19 protein-coding genes are annotated in these 19267 nt (G+C 70.6%); 10 read left to right on the top strand and 9 right to left on the bottom strand.

What is annotated here, in order from left to right; genetic code table 11:
* The first annotated feature begins 11 nt into the window (after positions 1–11).
* Positions 12–1226: an AAA family ATPase gene (locus tag Ate02nite_RS17415; RefSeq protein WP_203806622.1), complete on the top strand. Its 1215-nt coding sequence runs from the start codon at positions 12–14 to the stop codon at positions 1224–1226.
* A 28-nt stretch (positions 1227–1254) separates the two neighbouring features.
* Positions 1255–2415: a tetratricopeptide repeat protein gene (locus Ate02nite_RS17410; RefSeq protein WP_203806620.1), complete on the top strand. Its 1161-nt coding sequence runs from the start codon at positions 1255–1257 to the stop codon at positions 2413–2415.
* Positions 2416–2547: 132 nt separating this feature from the next.
* Here Ate02nite_RS17410 and Ate02nite_RS17405 read toward each other — a convergent pair whose 3' ends face one another.
* Complete coding sequence (locus Ate02nite_RS17405; RefSeq protein ID WP_203806618.1) at positions 2548–2940, bottom strand: SCO5389 family protein; 393 nt, start codon at positions 2938–2940, stop codon at positions 2548–2550.
* 125 nt (positions 2941–3065) lie between these two features.
* Between Ate02nite_RS17405 and Ate02nite_RS17400 the strand changes: the two genes are divergently transcribed.
* Positions 3066–3710, top strand: a complete 645-nt coding sequence (locus Ate02nite_RS17400; protein WP_203806616.1) for a tyrosine-protein phosphatase — start codon at positions 3066–3068, stop codon at positions 3708–3710.
* Here the strand turns inward: Ate02nite_RS17400 and nicT are convergent.
* From nicT to Ate02nite_RS17375, 5 genes are all read right to left on the bottom strand, one after another.
* Positions 3676–4725, bottom strand: coding sequence for a Nickel transporter NicT (gene nicT / locus Ate02nite_RS17395; RefSeq protein ID WP_203806614.1), 1050 nt, complete (start codon positions 4723–4725; stop codon positions 3676–3678). The genes Ate02nite_RS17400 and nicT overlap by 35 nt on opposite strands.
* 132 nt (positions 4726–4857) lie before the next feature.
* Entirely contained in the window at positions 4858–5586 is a 729-nt protein-coding gene (locus tag Ate02nite_RS17390; protein WP_203806612.1) for a GntR family transcriptional regulator, read from the bottom strand.
* Between the two features lie 75 nt (positions 5587–5661).
* Entirely contained in the window at positions 5662–6423 is a 762-nt protein-coding gene (gene trpA, locus Ate02nite_RS17385) for a tryptophan synthase subunit alpha (protein ID WP_239147482.1), read from the bottom strand.
* On the bottom strand, positions 6420–7571 hold the full coding sequence (trpB, locus tag Ate02nite_RS17380) for a tryptophan synthase subunit beta (RefSeq protein ID WP_239147495.1): 1152 nt from the start codon (positions 7569–7571) through the stop codon (positions 6420–6422). The genes trpA and trpB overlap by 4 nt, the downstream gene beginning before the upstream one ends.
* 80 nt (positions 7572–7651) lie before the next feature.
* Positions 7652–8758: a LolA family protein gene (locus Ate02nite_RS17375; RefSeq protein ID WP_203806608.1), complete on the bottom strand. Its 1107-nt coding sequence runs from the start codon at positions 8756–8758 to the stop codon at positions 7652–7654.
* A gap of 106 nt (positions 8759–8864) precedes the next feature.
* On the opposite strand from Ate02nite_RS17375, the gene Ate02nite_RS17370 reads away from it, so the two are divergent.
* From Ate02nite_RS17370 to Ate02nite_RS17350, 5 genes are all read left to right on the top strand, one after another.
* Positions 8865–9524 (top strand): response regulator transcription factor, encoded by a 660-nt coding sequence (locus tag Ate02nite_RS17370; protein WP_203806606.1) that lies wholly within the window; start codon positions 8865–8867, stop codon positions 9522–9524.
* Positions 9524–10870: a sensor histidine kinase gene (locus tag Ate02nite_RS17365; protein WP_203806604.1), complete on the top strand. Its 1347-nt coding sequence runs from the start codon at positions 9524–9526 to the stop codon at positions 10868–10870. Before Ate02nite_RS17370 ends, Ate02nite_RS17365 begins: the two co-directional genes overlap by 1 nt.
* A gap of 84 nt (positions 10871–10954) precedes the next feature.
* Positions 10955–11695 carry a YcnI family copper-binding membrane protein gene (locus Ate02nite_RS17360; protein ID WP_203806602.1) on the top strand — a complete coding sequence of 247 codons (741 nt, stop codon included), beginning with the start codon at positions 10955–10957 and terminating at the stop codon, positions 11693–11695.
* Between the two features lie 182 nt (positions 11696–11877).
* Positions 11878–12666, top strand: coding sequence for an alpha/beta hydrolase (locus tag Ate02nite_RS17355; RefSeq protein ID WP_203806600.1), 789 nt, complete (start codon positions 11878–11880; stop codon positions 12664–12666).
* Positions 12667–12677: 11 nt separating this feature from the next.
* Positions 12678–13598 carry an NADP-dependent oxidoreductase gene (locus tag Ate02nite_RS17350; protein WP_203806598.1) on the top strand — a complete coding sequence of 307 codons (921 nt, stop codon included), beginning with the start codon at positions 12678–12680 and terminating at the stop codon, positions 13596–13598.
* A 1501-nt stretch (positions 13599–15099) separates the two neighbouring features.
* Here Ate02nite_RS17350 and Ate02nite_RS17345 read toward each other — a convergent pair.
* Positions 15100–15369 carry a DUF2277 domain-containing protein gene (locus Ate02nite_RS17345; RefSeq protein ID WP_203806596.1) on the bottom strand — a complete coding sequence of 90 codons (270 nt, stop codon included), beginning with the start codon at positions 15367–15369 and terminating at the stop codon, positions 15100–15102.
* A 104-nt stretch (positions 15370–15473) separates the two neighbouring features.
* On the opposite strand from Ate02nite_RS17345, the gene Ate02nite_RS17340 reads away from it, so the two are divergent.
* Both Ate02nite_RS17340 and Ate02nite_RS17335 read left to right on the top strand, forming a co-directional pair.
* Positions 15474–16370: an isocitrate lyase/PEP mutase family protein gene (locus Ate02nite_RS17340; protein ID WP_203806594.1), complete on the top strand. Its 897-nt coding sequence runs from the start codon at positions 15474–15476 to the stop codon at positions 16368–16370.
* A gap of 5 nt (positions 16371–16375) precedes the next feature.
* Positions 16376–16768 carry a DnaJ family domain-containing protein gene (locus tag Ate02nite_RS17335; protein WP_203806592.1) on the top strand — a complete coding sequence of 131 codons (393 nt, stop codon included), beginning with the start codon at positions 16376–16378 and terminating at the stop codon, positions 16766–16768.
* Here Ate02nite_RS17335 and Ate02nite_RS49445 read toward each other — a convergent pair.
* Both Ate02nite_RS49445 and Ate02nite_RS17325 read right to left on the bottom strand, forming a co-directional pair.
* On the bottom strand, positions 16765–18375 hold the full coding sequence (locus Ate02nite_RS49445; protein WP_203806590.1) for a DUF6114 domain-containing protein: 1611 nt from the start codon (positions 18373–18375) through the stop codon (positions 16765–16767). The genes Ate02nite_RS17335 and Ate02nite_RS49445 overlap by 4 nt on opposite strands.
* A gap of 79 nt (positions 18376–18454) precedes the next feature.
* A complete protein-coding gene (locus tag Ate02nite_RS17325; protein ID WP_203806588.1) occupies positions 18455–19102 on the bottom strand; it encodes a DUF6230 family protein in 648 nt (215 codons plus the stop codon).
* Between the last annotated feature and the right edge of the window lie 165 nt (positions 19103–19267).

Genomic DNA, 19267 nt, shown 5'->3' with positions numbered 1-19267 from the left:
AATTCACTTCCATGAGCGACTCGCCCTTGATCGACAGCCTGCTCTCGGCCGTCGAGGCCCGGCCGGATGATCTGCCGCTGCGCCTGCACCTCGCCGAGTTGCTGGTGGGGGCGGGGCGCGGGGCGGAGGCGATCGGGCACGCCGCTCAGGTCCTGGCCCGTGACCCGGCCAACGCGACCGCGCAGCGGCTGATGACGTCGGCGCTGGCCCCCGCCGCCGATAAAGCCGAGAAACCTGACGAAAAGGTCGACTGGGCGGCCATGGAGCAGGACCTCGGCGATATCGTGCCGCCGCGTTTCGCCAAGGCCGCCGACGAGCCCGACCCGGTGCAGGGGCACGCCGACCGCACCTTCGACGTCGAGACCTCCACCATCACCCTGGCCGACGTGGGTGGCATGCAGGAGGTCAAGAAGCGCCTCGAGGTCTCCTTCCTGGGGCCGCTGAAGAACCCGAAACTGCGCAGCCTGTTCGGCAAGAGCCTGCGCGGTGGCCTGTTGCTCTACGGGCCGCCCGGCTGCGGCAAGACGTTCCTGGCCCGGGCGGTCGCGGGCGAGATGGGGGCCGCGTTCATCTCGCTGTCGATCACCGACGTGCTGAACATGTGGGTGGGCAGCTCCGAGCGCAACCTGCACGACCTGTTCGACTCCGCCCGCGGGCACGCGCCGTGCGTGCTGTTCCTCGACGAGATCGACGCGCTCGGCCACAAGCGCAGCCAGCTCAACTCGTCGTCGATGCGCACGGTGGTCAACCAGCTGCTCACCGAGCTCGACGGGGTTGACGGCAACAACGACGGCGTCTTCGTGCTGGCCGCCACCAACGCACCGTGGGACATCGACTCGGCCCTGCGCCGGCCGGGCCGGCTCGACCGTACGCTGCTGGTGCTGCCGCCCGACACGGCCGCCCGGGCCGCGATCCTGGAATACCACCTGCGCGACCGCCCGGTGGCCGGCATCGACCTCGGCAAGATCGCCGACGTGACCGAGCACTACTCGGGTGCCGACCTGGCCCACGTGTGCGAGACGGCCGCCGAGTTCGCCATGCGCGACTCGATCGCCACCGGCGAGATCCGCATGATCGGCCAGGCCGACATGGTGGCCGCGGTGCGCGAGGTGCGGCCGTCCACCGACGCCTGGTTCGCGACGGCCCGCAACGTGGCGATGTTCGCCAACGAGAGCGGGGAATACGACGACCTGGCCGCCTATCTGAAGAAGCGCAAGCGCTCTTGATCCCGGACACGTGCCGCCGGGTCGGCCGATGACTTTCGACGACGCCTACTGGCAGGCGCAGCGGCTCGCCCAGGTCGGGCGATACGAAGAGGCCGAGCGGATCGCCCGCGACGGCCTGGCCGCGGACCCGCAGGACGCGCGCCTGCTCACGCTGCTCGCGTCGGTGCTGCGGCTGCGCCGGGAGTACGCGTCGGCCCTGCTCACCGTGACCGCGGCGATCGAGGCGGCGCCGCACTCGGCCGACGCGCACGCCGAGCGGGCCGAGTGCCTGCTGCTGCTGATCCGCTCCAAGGAGGCGGTCGAGGCGGCCACCGAGGCGGTCCGGCTGGCGCCGAACGACCCGGCCGGGCACCTCGTGCTGGCCCGGGCGCTGGCCTCGACCCGCGACTACGACCGGGCCCGGCAGGTCGCCGCGTATGGGTTGTCGATGGCGCCGCGCTCGGTCGAGGCCCTGCTGACGGTGGCCGACGTGGAACGCGACGCCGGCAACCGGGAGGCCGCGACGGCGGCGGCCCAGGCCGCCCTGGCCATCGATCCGGAGAACGCGTACGGCCGGTGGCTGATCGCCATGCTCGACGCGGAACGGCTGAACGTGCGCCGGTCGATGCGCGGGCTGCGCGACGTCGCCCGCGACAACCCGGCCCGCCCCGACCTGATCTCGATGACCTGGCCGATCCGGGGCGTGCTCAGCGGCCTGCGCCGCGGGCTGGCCGTGGGCGCGCTGCTGGTCTGCGCGTGCCTGATCGCCGGGCACTGGTGGACGCACGCGGTGACCTTCGCCCGCATCCTGTCCGCGGTCCTGGCCGCCGTGCTCGCCGGGTTCACCGCCCGGGTGCTGCTGCCGGCCGGCAAGCTGCCGTGGCGGTGCCTGCCGCTGTTGCCACCGCTGATGCGCCGGGCCAACATCGCCGGCCTGGCGGTGGTCGCCGTCGCGGTGCTGTTCCTGGTCGCCCACTCGGTGACCGGCGGGTGGGGGTGGGCGCTGGCCGCGCTCCTGCTCGCGCCGGTGCTGTGGGGATTGAGCTGGCTGGAGCTGCTGTCCGCCGGGTTCGACGACCCCGGCTACCGGCAGGCGTTCCGCGATCTGGCCGGCGAGTTCCGCGAGTGGTGGCAGACCACCAAGAAGGACCTCCGCGAGGCCTGGTCCGACACCCCGAAGCCCCCGGACCGCAACGGCGACCACCGCTGACCCCGGCGGTGGCCGCGCCAACCGCTGATCCCGGCGGCACTCGCGCCAACCGGCTGACCCCGGCGGTGGCCGCGGCAACCGCTGACCGCTGACGCTGCCCGGCCAGGTGCGGAGCCGGGCAGCGTCAAAAGGTCAGCAGTTGCGCAGCTCCGGGGACTGGTTGAGCAGCTGGCCGCGCGGCGAGACGAACGCCTGGTAACGGTCGTTGCCCACGGCGTTGAACGAGAAGGCCGCCACCCGGTGGCAGTTCTGGAACGCCAGCTTGGCGCCGAAGTGCCGCTCCAGCCCGCCGCGGATCGCGTCGCTGGCCAGCGCGCGCAGCAACTGCCCGCGCTCGGTCTCGCTCGGCGGCGGCACCTCGTGGTCGGCGAACTCGGCGCCACCGGAGCGCAGGTCGGTCATCACCTTGCTGACGACCTCCCAGGCGTACGGGAGGGACTCGCGCACGCAGGCCACGAACTCGGCGTCGGAGACGTCGCCGCGCTCGGCGATGGACAGCAGGTCGGGGGAGACGTTGAGCGACATGGGTTTCCTCTCAAATGCGGTCATAGAACCGGGCAGGTCCATCTTGTTGGAAACGATTCCCATTAGCAAGTAGCCGTCACTCGTTCGGTAGCCTGTCGTCACTGAGCCGGAAGGCGGGTGGCCCGATGAGACCCGATAACACGACCGACCCGGCGGCGACCGCGCTGAACTGGCCGGACTGCCGAAATGCCCGCGACCTGGGCGGTCTGCCCACGGTGGACGGCGGCGTCACCCGCGCGGGGGTTCTCTACCGCGCCGACGGCCTCTTCCGGCTGACCCCGGCCGGCATCGCCGCGATCCGGGCCGCCGGCATCAGCCGGATCCTCGACCTGCGCTGGCCGTGGGAGTGCGAACGGCACCCGAGCCCGTTCGCCGGCGACCCGCTCTACCTGCACGTGCCGCTGCTGGAGGACGTGCTGTCCTACGATCCGCCGCACGACTCGTACGGCCCGATGCTCGACCACAACGGTGACCGCATCGCCCGAGCCTTCTCCGCGCTGGCCACGGCGCCGCCCGGCGGCGTCCTGATTCATTGCCACGGCGGCCGCGACCGCACCGGCGGCCTGATCGCCCTGGCCCTGGCCGTGGCCGGGGTGACCCCGGAGGCGATCGTCGCCGACTACGGCCGCAGCCCGGAGACGTCCCCGGCCGCGATGGCCCGCACGCTGACCCACGTCGACGTGCTCTACGGCGGCGCCGAGCCCTACCTGCGCCAGATCGGCGTCCCGGCCCGCGCTATCGAGGCGGTGCGCCGGCGCCTGCGGTCGTGACGGCCGCCTGGAAGCGTTCCTCGATGCGGCCGAAGCGCCACACCAGCAGGGCCACCACCCACGTCGCCACGAACAGGCCGACGATCACGAAGCCGACATAGTTGAGGTCCAGGCCGCCGATCGCGGCCAGCGGGCCCGACGTGATGCCGAGCTTCTCGACCAGGATCGAGTCGAGTTCGATGGTGCCGATGACCAGGGCCACCGCCACCGACAGGCCGGTGATCGTCAGGTTGTAGTAGACCTTGCGGATCGGCTTGGCGAAGGCCCACCCGTACGCGTAGTTCATGAAGACGCCGTCGATCGTGTCGAGCAGGCTCATCCCGGCCGCGAACAGGATCGGCAGGGTCAGCACGGCGTACCAGGGCAGGGCGAACGCGGCCGCGCCGCCCGCCAGCACCAGCAGCGAGATCTCGGTGGCGGTGTCGAAGCCGAGGCCGAACAGCAGGCCGATCGGGTACATCTGCCACGGCTTGGTCACCATGCCGGTGGCCCGGGACAGGATGCGGTTGAGGAAGCCGCGGTTGTTCAGATGGTGCTCGAGCTGGGCCTCGTCGAAGTCGCCCTGGCGCATCCGGCGGAACACCTTCCAGATGCCGACCAGCAGCACCAGGTTGATGATCCCGATGAGGTAGAGGAAGACGCCGGAGACGCTGACCCCGATCACGCCGGTGATCTGCTGCAGCCGGGACGAGTCGCTCTCCACCTGGCCGGCCAGCGACCGCACGCCCAGGCCGAGCAGCAGGCAGAGGGCGAACACCACGCTGGAGTGGCCGAGCGAGAACCAGAACCCGACCGACAGCGGGCGGCGCTCGCCGCCCATCAGCTTGCGGGTGGTGTTGTCGATGGCGGCGATGTGGTCGGCGTCGAACGCGTGCCGCATCCCCAGGGTGTAGGCGGTGATGCCCAGCCCCACGCCGTACACGCCGGCCGCACCGACCTGGTAGTGCGCCGGGACGATCACCAGGAACAGCAGGCCGAAGCCGATCACGTGCAGGAGCAGAACGAACGCCGTCATCCCGCCAAGGCTTCGCACGTCTCTCACCGGTACCCCCACGTCAGCAGTCTTGCTGTTGCCATGATCTGGCAACAACCCAAGTGGCGCGGTTCACGCCGGCAATGGTTCGGCGCGCGGGGGACAGCGGATGGGTCAGTCCCGGCGACTCCACTGGACCGACAGGCCGGACAGGGTGCGTTCGGTGCGGATCTCCATGACCGTGCCGAGGATGGTGGCCCGGTCGAACACCAGGGGAGTGTCGTCGAGGCCGTAGGTGACCCGGTCGGAGACGAAGGCCGGCGTGCCGAGCGGCTGCTTGAGCAACTCGGCCGTGACGTCGGTGAGCACGCCCGGCTGCACCGTCTCGGTGGCCCGGTGCACGGCCACGCCCCGCTCGGCGAGCGCGGCGTAGAGCGAGGTGCCGCTGAGGTCGGCGTCGGCCAGCCCGGTGTCCCGGATCCAGGACTGCTGGTGGACCGCCGGCCGCCCGGCCACCAGCCGCAGCCGTTCCAGCCGCAGCGCCTGCGGCCGGTCGCCGAGCCGCGCCGCCACCCAGGCCGGCGGCTTGCGCAGGACCTGGCCGAGAATCTGGGTGCTCACCGTCTGCCCTTGCGCCCGCAGGTCCTCGGCGAAGCCGCGCAGCGAGTCCAGCTGGTACGCGGCCTTGGGCTCGGCGACGAACGTGCCCCGCCCGGCCTGCTGGGAGAGCAGCCCTTCGTCCTGCAACTGCCGCAGCGCCTGCCGCAGCGTGGCCAGGGTGACCCCGTAGTCGGTGCAGAGCACCTTCTGCGGCGGCAGTGCCGACCCGGGCGGCAGATCCCCGCCCCGGATCTTGGCGGCGAGGTCGGTGACGATGGACTGGTATTTGGGCGTGCGCGGCACGGTGGGCGGTTCCTCCAGGGCGGTGGAAAGGACTCGCGGACCGCCCGGCGAAAAGGCGATCCGCGAGCCAGAACCTTAACCGAGCGCCGACCGCATCGAGGCGATGTCCACAGCCAGTTCGCCCGGTGTGGCACCGTCGAGAATTCTGCGCATCAGGGCCGAACCGACCACCACACCGTCCGCCGCCTCTGCGGCTGCCGCGGCCTGCGACGGGCTGGAGATGCCGAAGCCGACAAGCACCGGCAGGTCGCTGACCGCCTTGACCCGGGTGGCCAGGGCGGCGGCGGAACCGGCCACGGTGGCGCGTTCGCCGGTCGTACCCATCACGCTGATCGCGTAGAGATAGCCGCTCGCCCGCCGGGCGATCTCGGCGAGCCGCTCGTCGCTGGTTACCGGCGCGACCAGCAGGATCAGTGCGAGCCCGGCCTCGGCGGCGGCCAGTTCGACCTCGGCGACCTCGTCGACCGGCAGGTCGGAGACCAGAAGGCCGGCCACGCCGGCCTCAGCGAGGCGCGCGCAGAAGATCGCCGGCCCGGCCCGCATGACCAGATTCGCGTACGTCATGACGACCAACGGCACGCCTACCGTGACCGCCGACAGATCGGCCAGGATCGACGCCACCGTGGCGCCCCGGGCCAGGGCGCGGTCGGAAGCCTCCTGAACCGTGGGCCCGTCCAGCACCGGATCGGAGAACGGCAGCCCGATCTCGATCGCATCCGCCCCGGCCGCCTCGCAGGCGAGCAGGTAGTCGGTCCAGTCGGCCGTGATCCCACCGGTGATGTAAGGAACGAGCGCTTTGCGGCCGTCCGCGACCCGGGCCAGCAGGGAGGTGCTCACGCCGTACCTCCGATCAGGGTGTGCATGTCCTTGTCGCCGCGGCCCGACAGGGTCAGCAGGACGGCGGAGCCGGCCGGCAGGTCGGCCGTGCCGGCCGCCCGCAGCACCCAGGCCACGGCGTGGGCCGATTCCAGAGCGCAGATGATCCCTTCGGTACGGGCGAGCCGCCGCACCGCCTCGACCACCTCGTCGTCGGTGACCGTCCGGTATTCCGAGCGCCCGATCGCGCCCAGGTACGCGTGCTCGGGCCCGACGCCGGGGTAGTCCAGCCCGGCCGCGATCGACTCGGCCTCGGCCACCTGACCCTCGTCGTCCTGCAGCACCATCGAGCGGGCGCCATGGACAACTCCGGGAGCACCGTTCGACATCGCCGCCCCACCGGCGGCTTCCACGCCGATCAGCCTGCTAGAAGTGTCGACGAACCCGGCGAACGTACCGGCCGCGTTGGAGCCACCACCCACGCAGGCCACCACCACATCCGGGACGACCGGCGCCTGCCGCCGGGCCTCGCTGCCGATCACCCGCTGAAATTCCCGGACCATCCAGGGGTACGGGTGGGGGCCGCCGACCGAGCCGAGCAGGAAATGGGCTCGCTCGGTGTCCGCGACCCAGGCCCGCATGGCCTCGTTGGTGGCGTCCTTGAGGGTGCGGCTGCCGCTGGTCACCGGCACCACGGTGGCGCCGAGCATCTCCATCCGGTGCACGTTGAGCCGCTGCCGTTCGATGTCCCGGGTGCCCATGTAGACCGTCGCGGACAGGCCGAGCAGGGCGGCCGCGGTGGCGGTGGCGACGCCGTGCTGGCCGGCGCCGGTCTCGGCGATCAGCCGGGTGCGGCCCATCCGGCGGGCGAGCAGCCCCTGCCCGAGCACGTTGTTGATTTTGTGACTGCCGGTGTGGGCGAGGTCCTCGCGCTTGAGCCACAGCGAGATGCCCAGCTGGGCGCTCAGGTTGGACGCGGGGGTGAGCGGGGTGGGCCGGCCGGCGTAGACGGACAGGAGCCCGTCGAGCTCGTCCCGGAAGGTCTTGTCGGCCCAGGCGTCACGGAACGCGGCGGCCACCGCCGCGCAGGCCGGCACCAGTGATTCGGGAACGTACCGCCCGCCGAAGTCGCCGAAACGACCACCGACGGGCTCGGCCATGAAAGTCATGGGGGACATCGCCGCCTCCAACAGTTATAGAACTCTCCGCCGCAGTGTTGCATATCGCGGCGGAGAGTTCTAGAACTTTGTTACTTGGCGGCGGCTGCTTCGTACAGCTTCTCCGGGGTGACCGCGCCGGCGAAGACCCGGCCGTCGTCGGTCAGCAGCACGCTGAACAGCGTGCCGGCGAACAGGTTGCCCTTACCCCAGCTGCCGCTGACCGCCGGGAGCGCCCCGATCAGGCCGGCGGCCTGCGAGGACTCGGCCGAGCCGTCGGTCTTGGGCAGCTTGGCCGACACGATGGTCGTCCAGCCCTTGCCGATCAGCGTCGGTCCCGCGGTCGCGAGCTGCGGCTTCTCCGTGGTGGCCTTCTCCACGGCGTCCGCGTGCGCCTTCTCGATGTCGGCCGCGCTGCCCTCGTTCACCTTGGTGCCCGGGGGAGCCTTGAAGACGAACTGCTCGTCGTCCGGCACCGCGAAGCTGATCTGCTGGAACGCCACCCGCACGGCCGGGCTTGTCGCGTTCTTCGCGTACACGTCCACCCGCAGCGGGATGTGTTTCTCGGCGTCGATGGCCAGTCGCACCTGGCCGATCAGTGACCCGGTGTCCTTCGGGCTGAGCACCAGCTCGTACGCGTCGCGCCCGGCCACCTTGGCCGCGCCCGTCGTGCTGACCGTGGTGGTCGGGTCGATCGCCGCGAGCGCGGCCGCGGCCGCCTCCTGCGGTGTCGACGGCAGCTCGCTGAGCTGCTGGTGCTTCGACTCCGAGCCGGCCGGAATCGTCAGGTGGCTGGCCGTCTTCTCGGTGCTCTTCCACACGTAGACGTCCGAGCCGTTGCGGATCACGTCGGTCTCACCCTGCGTGCCGATGAGCGCGACCCGCGCCTTGGTCTCTCCCGCGTACCAGACGCGGGCGGTGTTGCTGCCGCCCAGCAGGGCGGTGAGATCGCCGCTGCTCTGGGCGAGGTTCCCGAGGGCACCCAGCCCGAGGTCGGCGCTCTCCACGATCGTTCCGGACAATCCGTCGATCTTGGCGCCTTGCACGTCGACGAGCAGCTGAGCCGCACTGCGTTCCGGCAGTGACGGGTCCGCGCTGGCGACGATCGTGCCTGCCGCTGCGCCGCCCCCGATGACGACGACCGCCGCGGCCGACGGAACCAGCCAGCGCAGAGCCGGCCTGGACCTGAACACGGACACGATGTCCACCTCCCGTTGTTCTCTGCCCATAACTGTGCGGCGTAGGCGCTGTGACAGCGCTGAGAGCTTCCCCTAAGGGTGGCACCCCGCATGTAAAGGTATGAGCGTGCGGTTGCTGGTGGTGGAGGATGAGGCGCGGCTGGCGTCGGCGTTGCAGCGTGGACTGCAGGCCGAGGGCTTCGCGGTGGACGTGGCAGGCGACGGCCAGGACGGGCTCGAGATGGCCCGGCACGGCGGTTACGACGCGATGATCCTGGACGTGATGCTGCCCAGGCTCAGCGGTTACCGGATCGTCCGGCAGTTACGGGCCGAGCGGAACTGGGTGCCGGTGCTGATGCTCTCGGCCAAGGACGGCGAGTACGACCAGGCCGACGGCCTCGACTGCGGCGCCGACGACTACCTGACCAAGCCGTTCTCCTACATCGTGCTGCTGGCCCGGTTGCGCGCGCTGCTGCGCCGTGGCGCACACGAGCGGCCGCCGGTGCTCAGCTTCGGCGAGATCGAGCTCGACCCGGCCGAGCGCCGGGTCCTCGTCGCCGGCACCGAGGTGGTGCTGACCACCCGGGAGTTCGCCCTGCTGGAGTACCTGATCCGGCGTCCCGGCGAGGTGGTCAGCAAGATCGAGCTGCTCGACCACGTGTGGGACGCCGCGGTGGAGACCGCCCCCAACGCCGTCGAGGTCTACGTCGGCTACCTGCGCCGCAAGATCGGCCGGGACCGCCTGGAGACGGTGCGCGGCGCCGGCTACCGGCTGGCGACGAACTAGTGCGCCGGCCCAGCGAGCTCAGCCTGCGGGCGCGCCTGCTGTGGCTGACCGTGGCCGTGGTCACCACCGGCCTGGCGGTCGGCGGCATCCTGCTGATCGGGGTGCTCAACTTCGCGCTGCTGCGGGCGGTCAACACCGAGGCCCTGGACACCGCGAGCGGCGTCGCCAAGCTTGTCGATCAGCATCAGCTGGCCGACGTCGTGCCGGTCAACCCGGCCATGCAGATGCAGGTCGTCGACTCGCAGGGCCGGATCCTCAGTGTCTCGCCGGGCGCCGACCCGATCGTGGCGATGCTGCACGACGACGAGCTGCGCGGCATGGCCGACGGCGACGCCCGAACCATCCCCGGCCATCGGATCGGCCTGGACGGCGAGGCCCGGGTGGTGATGAAGGTGGCCGGCCCGCCGACCGAACCGGTCCGGGTGCTGGTGGCCCGCTCGACCGATGACCTCACGCAGGGCGTACACATCCTGCGAATTACTCTTTTGATCGCCTTCCCGCTGCTGCTCGGCATGCTCGCGGTGATCATCTGGCGGATGCTCGGCGCCGCGCTGCGCCCGGTCGACGCGCTGCGGGCCGGCGCCGAGGAGATCACCGGCGGCACCCGGGCCGGCCGGCTGCCGCTGCCCGAGTCCCGCGACGAGGTCTACCGGCTGGCGGTGACGCTGAACGGCATGCTGCACCGGCTGGACGCGGCGCGGGCGCGGCAGCGGGCGTTCGTCGCGGACGCCGCGCACGAGCTGCGCAGCCCGCTGACCAACATGCGCACCGAGCTCGAGGTCGCCCAGCGCCTGCCGGACACCGACTGGCCGGCCCTGTCGGCCGACCTGCTGACGGATGTCGACCGGCTGCATCGCCTGGTGGAGGACCTCCTGCTGCTGGCCCGCTCGGACGACGGCGCCCCGCCCGGCCGCTCACCCGCGGCCCGCCTGGCCTCGGTGGACCTGGGCGCGCTGGTGGCCGACATAACCTCCCGTTACCCCAATGTCGGCTATGACCGGAAGGAAGTCACCGCGACGGTGGAGCCCGATGCGATCGGCCGGGTGGTCGCCAACCTGATCGACAACGCCGAGCGCCACGCCCGCGAGAAGATCACCGTCGAGGTGGCTGAGGAGGGCAAACACGCCCGGATCACGGTCACCGACGACGGCCCCGGCATCCCCGCCGCCGACCGGGAGCGGGTCTTCGACCGCTTCACCCGCCTGGACGACGCCCGGGCCCGCGACGCCGGCGGCTCCGGCCTGGGTCTGGCCATCGTCCGCGAGCTGGTCCGCCGCCACCACGGCACGGTCACGCTGGGCGACGCGAACCCGGGACTGCGGGTAGACGTACGCCTGCCGGTTTAATCCCGGAACTTTTCGGCGCCGCGCGCCGACCAACGGGTTGTGCCCGGCCCCGGGCGACCACCCTTCCGGAAGGCAACGACACCGATGTCCCTGCTCAAGCGCTCGGCCCTGGTAACCGCCGTAGTCGGCGGCCTGACCCTCGCGCTGGCCGCCCCGGCCTCGGCGCACGTGACCGTGAACCCGAACACCGCCACCGCCGGCGGCTACACCAAGGTCACCTTCCGTGTCCCCAACGAGATGGACACCGCGAACACCACCAAGGTCGAGATCAACCTCCCGGTGGACAATCCGGTCGCGTCGGTCTCCCTGAAGCCGCTGCCGGGTTGGACCGCCGAGGCCGTCCGCTCAAAGCTGGCGACCCCGATCAAGGCCCACGACACCGAGATCACCGAGGCGGTCACCAAGATCACCTGGACCGCCCAGCCCGGCTCCGAGATCAAGCCCGCCCAGTTCCAGGAGTTCGACGTCTCCCTGGGCCCCCTGCCGGAGTCCGGCCAGCTGATCTTCAAGGCCCTGCAGACCTACTCCGACGGCACCATCGTCCGCTGGATCGACGAGCCCACCACCGACGGTTCCGAGCCGGAACACCCCGCCCCCGTCCTGAAGCTGGCCGCCGCAACCGACACAGCCGCCGCCGCTGCTGCCCCCGCTCCCGCCGCGGCAGCTCCGGCGGAGGGAAGCGACAGCGGCCCGGACGCCGTAGGCATCGCCGGCCTGGTAGCAGGCCTGCTGGCGCTGGTCCTGGCCCTGCTGGCCCTGCAGCGCGCCGGCCGCAAGCCGGCCGACGAACAAACCCCCGCCGCAGAGGCCAAGGTTTCCGTCTGACGCTTTCCCATAAATACGGGATCCGAAGAGTCCCCTGACACGCGCAGCGGCCCGGCTGCAACACCGGGCCGTTGCGCCCCCATCGCGCTGGCGGGGCGCAGTCATTCGACCGAAGCGCGCCGGTGACTGCCGGCGCGACGATTTCCGGTGTCACCCCGTCATCGGACATCGGAGCACACGACATGCCGACCGTCGTTTTCATCCACGGACTCTGGCTGCACTCGACCTCGTGGAACGCCTGGCGCGCCTTCTTCGAGGAGGCCGGCTACACCACCCTCGCCCCCGAGTGGCCCGGCATCGCGGACACGGTAGCCGGGGCCCGCGCGAACCCCGACGCGATCGCCGACCACGGCATCGAGGACGTCACCCAGCACTACATCGGCATCATCGAGAACCTGGACGAGCCCCCGATCCTGATCGGTCACTCGTTCGGCGGCATGATCGCCGAGAAGATCCTCGGCCTGGGTCACGCGGCCGCCGCCGTGGCCATCGACGCGGCCCAGATCAAGGGTGTGCTCCCGCTGCCGCTGTCGGCCCTGCACTCGACCCTGCCGGTCTTCAAGAACCCGGCGAACCTGCACCGCGCCGTCTCACTGACCGCCGACCAGTTCCGCTTCAGCTTCGGCAACGCGGTAAGCGAGGACGAGTCGTACGCCCTCTGGGAGCAGTGGACCATCCCCGCCCCCGGAAAGCCGCTGTTCGAGGCCGCCGCGGCCAACTTCGCCCTGCACTCGCCGGCGGCGGTGAACACCGGCAACGAGGACCGCGGCCCCCTGCTGCTGATCGCCGGCGGCAAGGACCACACCGTCCCCGAGGTGATCACGAAGGCCACCCAGAAGCAGTACCGCCACTCCAGCGCGGTAACCGACCTGATCGAGTTCGCCGACCGCGGCCACTCCCTGACCATCGACAGCGGCTGGACCGAGGTAGCCGACACCAGCCTGACCTGGCTGCGCAAGCAGGGCCTCTGACCATGAAGGCAATGCGAGCACACCAGCGTGGCGGCCCCGAACAGCTCGTCGTGGAGGAGGCCCCGGTCCCGGTGCCGGCCCCCGGCGAGGTCCTGATCGCGGTACATGCCGCCGCCATCACGCTGACCGAGCTGACCTGGGACCTGTCCTGGCAGACCAGAGACGGCGCCGACCGAACCCCGGTGATCCCGTCACACGAGGTGAGCGGCGTAGTAACCGCCGTGGGCCAAGGCGTGACGACCTCGCGGGTAGGCGACGAGGTCTACGGCCTGGTCGACTTCGACCGAAACGGAGCAGCCGCCGAGTTCGTGACGGTCCCCGCCACCGCGGTGGCCCCCAAGCCAGCAAAGGCCACCCACGTGGAGTCAGCGGCCCTGCCCCTGGCCGCGCTGACGGCCTGGCAGGCGCTGGTAGACCACGCACAGGTAAAGCCAGGCGACCGGGTCCTGATCCACGGCGGCGCCGGCGGCGTAGGCGTCTACGGCGTCCAGCTGGCCGCCCTGCTGGGCGCCCACGTGATCGCCACCGACCTACCCCAGAACGAGCCTTTCGTCCGAGCCCTGGGCGCCACCGAGTTCCTGGACTACACCACCCACCGCTTCGACGAGGAGCTGGCACCGGTAGACGTGGTCCTGGACGCGGTAGGCGGCGACACCCTGTCCCGCTCCTACGGAGTCCTGTCCCCGGGCGGCCGCCTGGTGACCTTGGCCGCCCCACCCGACCAGGAGAAGGCGAGCCAACACAACATCCACGCCTACTTCTTCGTGGTAACCCCCGACCAGCAAGAGCTGACCCACTTGGCCACCTTGGTAGACGAGGGCACCTTGCGCCCCATCGTCGCCCGCACAGTCCCGCTGTCAGAGGCCCCCAGCGCCTTCGACCCCAAAGCCCCACGCGCTCCAGGCAAAATAGTCTTGACCGTAACCAATTGACCACCCCGCCACGGTGGAACGCATTCTTGAACGTACGAGTCAATAAACCGTCCCAACTGAATGCCGATTACGCTTCCTGAAACCGCCCGGTTCCATTCAGCGGATCGGCTCCGATAGCGGACGTTTCGAGCCTAGGGGGAATGGCCGTGGCGCGGAATCGAGAATGGTGGCGCCGAACGCCGAGCTCCATCTGATTCCGGCCACGGCGAGACACGGTTACCTGATGGTTTCGCCGTCACGCCGGCCCCACATCCGCCAGGCGCGACGGCGTCCCATCAGACTTTCCCGATATCTACCTGTCGCGCATGCCCACCAAACCCGGACGTGCTCGGCCCGAACGGTGTCGGGCGCGACTGGTTCCGGGTTGGGCAGCCTCAGGCCGTTCTGTGCGGCCCGTGCCGATGATCACCCTCCGCTCTCCGCGGAACTGGCGAGGGCGGCCGGATCGGCGTGGCGAGGCGGCCTTGCCGGGCTGCCGCCCGCGGACGCGCCCCTGCCCGCGCCGGTGCCCGCGCCCGTGGACGCGCCCCTGCGCGCGCCGGTGCCCGCGCCCGCGCCCGCGCGGACGTGCCGGTGTCCGCGGACGTGCCGGTGCCCGTGCCCGCGGACGTGCCGGTGCTCGCGGGCGTGCCCGTGCCCGCGCCGGTGTCCGCGGACGCGCCCATGCCCGCCGGCGCCGCGCGGGAAGGTGGCCGGGGTCGGTTCAGGCCGTTGCGGCTTTCGTCGATGACTGGCGCATCGCGTGGATCACGCGAGCCGGCCAGTATCCGCCACTCTCGCTGCTCGTGCCGGTGGGCTTTACCCCAATCGCGATGAATTTGATGCTCGCGGCGGAATTGCTCGCCAAGGGGAGAATAGTTTCGCCGGGCGGTCCGATCGCGCATGGCCGCGAGTTCTGACGGGGAGAACAATGATATCTGTCGCATGTGAAAATTATCCCTCAGCCCGACTCGGAAAGCCCACCGACATCTCTTGTCGATCATGCCAAAATTCACGTGTGCGGCCCGGTTTATCCGCCAAACATTGTCGAATGTGCGCCGCATCGAGCGCGTTTGGAAAGGACGCAGTGAAGCGCAAGAAAGCCGACTGGTAGCGCCCCGGGGGCGTGCCTCGGAATCGGATGGAGAGGGCGGTCGGGCCTCTCCCCGGCGGCGGAGTCGGCATTGTCATCGCCAGCGAGGGGGCGGGAGGCCTGCGCCTTTCTCGCCCGCTGGATTGTCGGGGAGGGCGCGTTTGGGGGCCCAGGGCCTGCATCTTGTCGCCCGCTGGATTGTCGGGAAGGGCGCGTTTGGGGGACGGGGGGCCCGCACCTTGTCGCCCGCCGGATTGTCAGGAGAGCGTGTTTGAGGGCCGGGGCCCGCACCTTCTCGCCTGGTGGGTTGTCGGGAGAGCGCATTGGGGGCCGGATGCCCGCACCTTCTCGCCTGGTGGGTTGCCGGGAGGCGCGTTTGGGGGCCGGCGCCGGGTTATCGGTGAGGGTGCGTCTGGGCGGGCTCGCCGGTTAGGAGGCGTAGCGCCGTTCGGCTCGGGCTCGGGCCTTGGCGGCTTCCTCCTCGCGGTTTTTTGGCGCGGCGGTGGTGACCAGTTCGGCCAGCAGGTCGGCCGTTGCTGCCGCTACCGCTGCCACGGCCTGGTCGAAGGCGGCCTGGTTGGCCTGCGACGGGCGGGCGGCACCGGCGACCTTTCGCACGTATTGCAGGGCGGCGGCGTGGATCTCCTCGGCGGTGGCCGGGGGATCGAAGTTGTGCAGCTGGTGGATGTTGCGGCACATGGGGACAGTCCTCCTCGGCAGGGGCTGAAGCTTCGATCAACTTACGCCGGGGGTACGACAATCTTCGGCCGTGGCCGAAGTGTTCCGCGCCTACCGTTCGCGGTATGACCGACTTCCGTGCCCTGCATCGCCCCGGCGCTCCGCTGCTGTTGCCCAACGCCTGGGACGTGGCATCCGCCCTGGCCCTGGCCGAGGCCGGCTTCGCCGCGATCGGCACGACCAGCCTGGGTGTGGCAGCCGCCGCTGGTCTGCCCGACGGGCAGGGATACGGCCGGGACGAGACCCTGTCCCTGGTCCGCGCGTTGCGGGGCCGTCTCGGCGTTCCCCTGACCGTCGACATCGAGGCGGGTTTCGGCGGCGGCCCGGCCGAGGTGGCCGACCTGGCCGCCGACCTGGCCGAGGCCGGTGCCGCCGGCATCAACATCGAGGACGGCCGCCCGGACGGCACCCTCGCCGAGGTTTCCGCCCAGGCCGAGCTGATCGCGGCCGTCCGGGCCCGGGTCCCCACGCTGTTCATCAACGCCCGAACCGACACCCACTGGCTCGCGGCAGCCGCGCCGGCCGCGCCCGCAGCCTCGGTCGCAGCCGTGCCCGGGCCCGCCGCCCCGGCTATGGCCGCGGCCGTGCCTGCGCCCGCCGCTCTTCCCGGTTCGGCGGTGAGTGGTCGGGGGGAGCTTGGGGAGGCGGTTGCTCGGGGGCGGGCCTATCTGGCGGCGGGGGCGGATGGCATCTTTGTGCCTGCGGTGGCCGACGACGAGCAGATTCGGGCCCTCGTCGGGGAGCTTGGGGGGCCGCTCAACGTACTGCTTCTGCCGGGGATGACCGTTGGGCGGCTGGCCGAGCTCGGGGTAGCTCGGGTCAGCACCGGGTCTCTGCTGTTTCGGGCTGCGCTGGCCGCTGCGGTCGCTGCCGCTGAAGCTGTGGGTGCCGGTGGGGCGGCGCCGCCGGTCGCGCTCAGCTATGCGCGGGCCAATGGTCTCGCGGGGCGGAAGTTACCGTAGAAGGCATGGTGCACTGGTATGAGTCGTCGATCGACCGGCAGCTGCGGGAGGCCGCTGAGCGGGGCGAGTTCGACAAGCTGAAAGGGCTCGGGAAACCGCTTCCGGACGCCGGGCGGGAGTACCAGGAGGACTGGTGGGTCAAGGACTGGCTGGAGCGGGAGGGCGCCACCGCGGGGGTCATTCCGCCTACCCTGGCCCTGCGGCGCGACGTCGAGGATCTCGAGGTCAAGGTTGACCGGCTGCGCACCGAGGGTGAGGTGCGGGATCACCTGGCCGAGCTCAACGAGCGGCTTCGTAAGGCTCGGGTGGGCCTGATGGACGGCCCACCCGTGGTGCTCCCGCCGGTTGACGCCGACCGGGTCGTCGCCGCTTGGCGGGAGCGTCGGGGGAAGAGTTAACCCGCGATCTTCAACGGCTTGCCGGTCAGGACGTCACAGCGTACGTAAGAGAGTTTGATCTTCGCGTCGGTGAACCAGAGGATCGGGAGCGTCAGCGGCGGCGGTGACTCGGGGGTGAAGGTGACCGGGATCAGACCGAACAGGTTGCCCTTGAACTCCGGGGTGTAGAACTTCACCGTTCCGTCGGTGGTCAGTTCCTTGCTGGTGATGACCGTCTTGCTGCCGTTCGGCTCGTTCATGGTCAGGCTGAACGGCTTGTTGACCGCCTTGTCCATGCTGAACTTCAGCGCCTTGTAGCTCGTGCCGTCGGTCCGCGGCATGTCGACCACGCCGTCGTAGGTCGAGTTGTACATGGTCAGCGAGTCGACCTCCATCAGGCCCGGCTCGCCGGCGACCTTCGGGATGTCGTCGGCGCTGGCCTGCAGGCCGAACTGGCGGGCACCCAGGCAGGGGATCTCGTCGCCGCTCGCGGTGGGCAGCACCGACGCCGGCTTGGTGGTGGCGGTGGTGGCCGCGGCCGAAGTAGCGGAGGGAGCCGTGGTGGTGGGAGCGGCCGTGGTCGGCTCGGTGGTTGACGGAGCCGTGGTTTCCGGAGCGGAGGAGGTGGCTGACTCCGACGGGGACGGCGACTCGCTCGGAGACGACGACTCCTCGCCGCTGATGCCGAGCAGGTTGCTGACGCCGTCGACGAGGTCACCGAGGCCGTCGAGGATGGGGTTGCCGCTGCTGTCGTCGGCCGTATCGGCCGTACCCGTAGTGGTGGTGGCAGCGGGAGTGGTCGTCTTGGCCGCGGCAGGCGCGGTGGTTTTCTTCTTCGCGGCGGCGGCAGCAGCAGCCGCGGTTGTGGTCGTCGCGGAAGTAGCGGTGGCCGAGGTCGAGCGGGACGGCAGGCCCTCGGGGCACTCGTCGGCGCTGGCCGGCAGCGTGCTGCCGGCCACGAGGATGGTGGCGGTGACCGCCACCGGGACGAGCGCGAGCACCGCGGCCTTCTTCTTGTTCCGGCTCAACCGCGAGACGCCCGGGCGCGGGGCCGGCGCCGAGAAGGACGCCTGGCCGGCCGGCCGGACCGGCTGGTAATCGTGCGGCCGGTCGTCGTGCCCGGCGATCTGGATCTGCTGGGTCTCCTCGATGTCCTCCTGCGTGGGGGACCGGTCGCCGAAGATGTCGTCGCCCGCGTCCTGCGGCTCGTCCTCGTCGTGGTCGGTGGGCTCGCCGGTCGGCGGCTGGTCCTGCTCGGTGCCGGACTTGGGCCGCGGCGGGCCCCAGGCGATCACCAGCGCGCCACCGAGGATGCCGAGCAGCATGCCGATGAAGAAGCCGCCGAGGTTGAGGCCGAGGAACGAGTAGAGCGCGGCCAGCAGCGCGACGATGCCGTAGAACAGGCGCTGCGCCGGGGTGACCCAGATCAGGATTCCGCTGACCAGCAGGATCAGCGGGATCAGGTAGGAGAGGAAGCCCTGCGGCCCGAGGTGCACCTCGATCCCGTTAAGGGTGAGGTTGGCGCTCATGTAGAGCTCGACCGCCGAGAGCATCAGGAACAGACCGCCCCAGAACGGGCGGAGCCGCCGCCAGCGGCGGAACTTGCCCCAGAAGTTGTCGGTCGCCACGGGTCCTCCAGAAATTACGGATAAAGGCGGAACATGAACGGGGCTCGCGGGAGATTACCCGCGAGCCCCGCCCTAGTCACTACTGGTCGGCGAAGCACTCCTGGCCACCGGCCAGGTAAAGCTTCAAGCGCATGCCGGTGAGCTTGAAGGTGGACGCCGAGGTCGAGTACGCGACCTGCTTGAGACCGTCGATCGTGACGCTCTCCGCCTCCTGGCCGAAGGCCTTCGTGCCCGCCTCGCCGTGCGCGGAGCCGGGGCGGCCGTCGCGGGTCAGCGTGCCCGCGTCAACCCCGATGTCGATGTTCTTGAACGTCGCGTCGCCGCTCAGTTCCGACATGCCGATGACCAGGTCGGAAGCCTCGACCGGGTGGGCCGCGTCCTTGCCGGCCTCGATGCGAAGGACGAAGGTGCCGACCTTCACCGTCTGGCAGAGGTTGTAGATCTGCGCAGTCTTGATGCCGGACATCGCGGCCGGGATGTTCTTGGTCGGGTCGGTCTTGCCGGCCTCGGTGCCAAGGGCCCCGCTGTACTGCGTGAAGCCGTTGCCGACGAGCTTGTCGGCGGACAGCTTGAACGTGGTGCCCGACACCGAGAAGCTGGCGGCCAGCGCTCCGGACGCGACACCCGCGACCAGCGCTCCGGCGACAGCACCCGGGATGACGGCGGCAATGGCGAAACGGCGCCAGTTGGTGCGCCCCTCGCCCTGCGCGCTCAGCGCATCCTTCACGGATCCTCCTATTGATGAGACGACTCTCGCGGGCCACACGGCTATGGGCTCGCATCGACGGGAGACCCTATCGATCAACCGCCAGCAGTGAATCCCGTCGATGCCGTCGTTTAACGTGCGGGAAATGTTGCCGCCCCAGGTCACGGACTACAAGTGGCAGACCTA

The organism is Paractinoplanes tereljensis (assembly GCF_016862435.1).
GTDB lineage: Bacteria > Actinomycetota > Actinomycetes > Mycobacteriales > Micromonosporaceae > Actinoplanes > Actinoplanes tereljensis.
The sequence above is the reverse complement of the archived record's forward strand: the minus strand, read 5'-3'. Positions and strand labels throughout refer to the sequence as shown.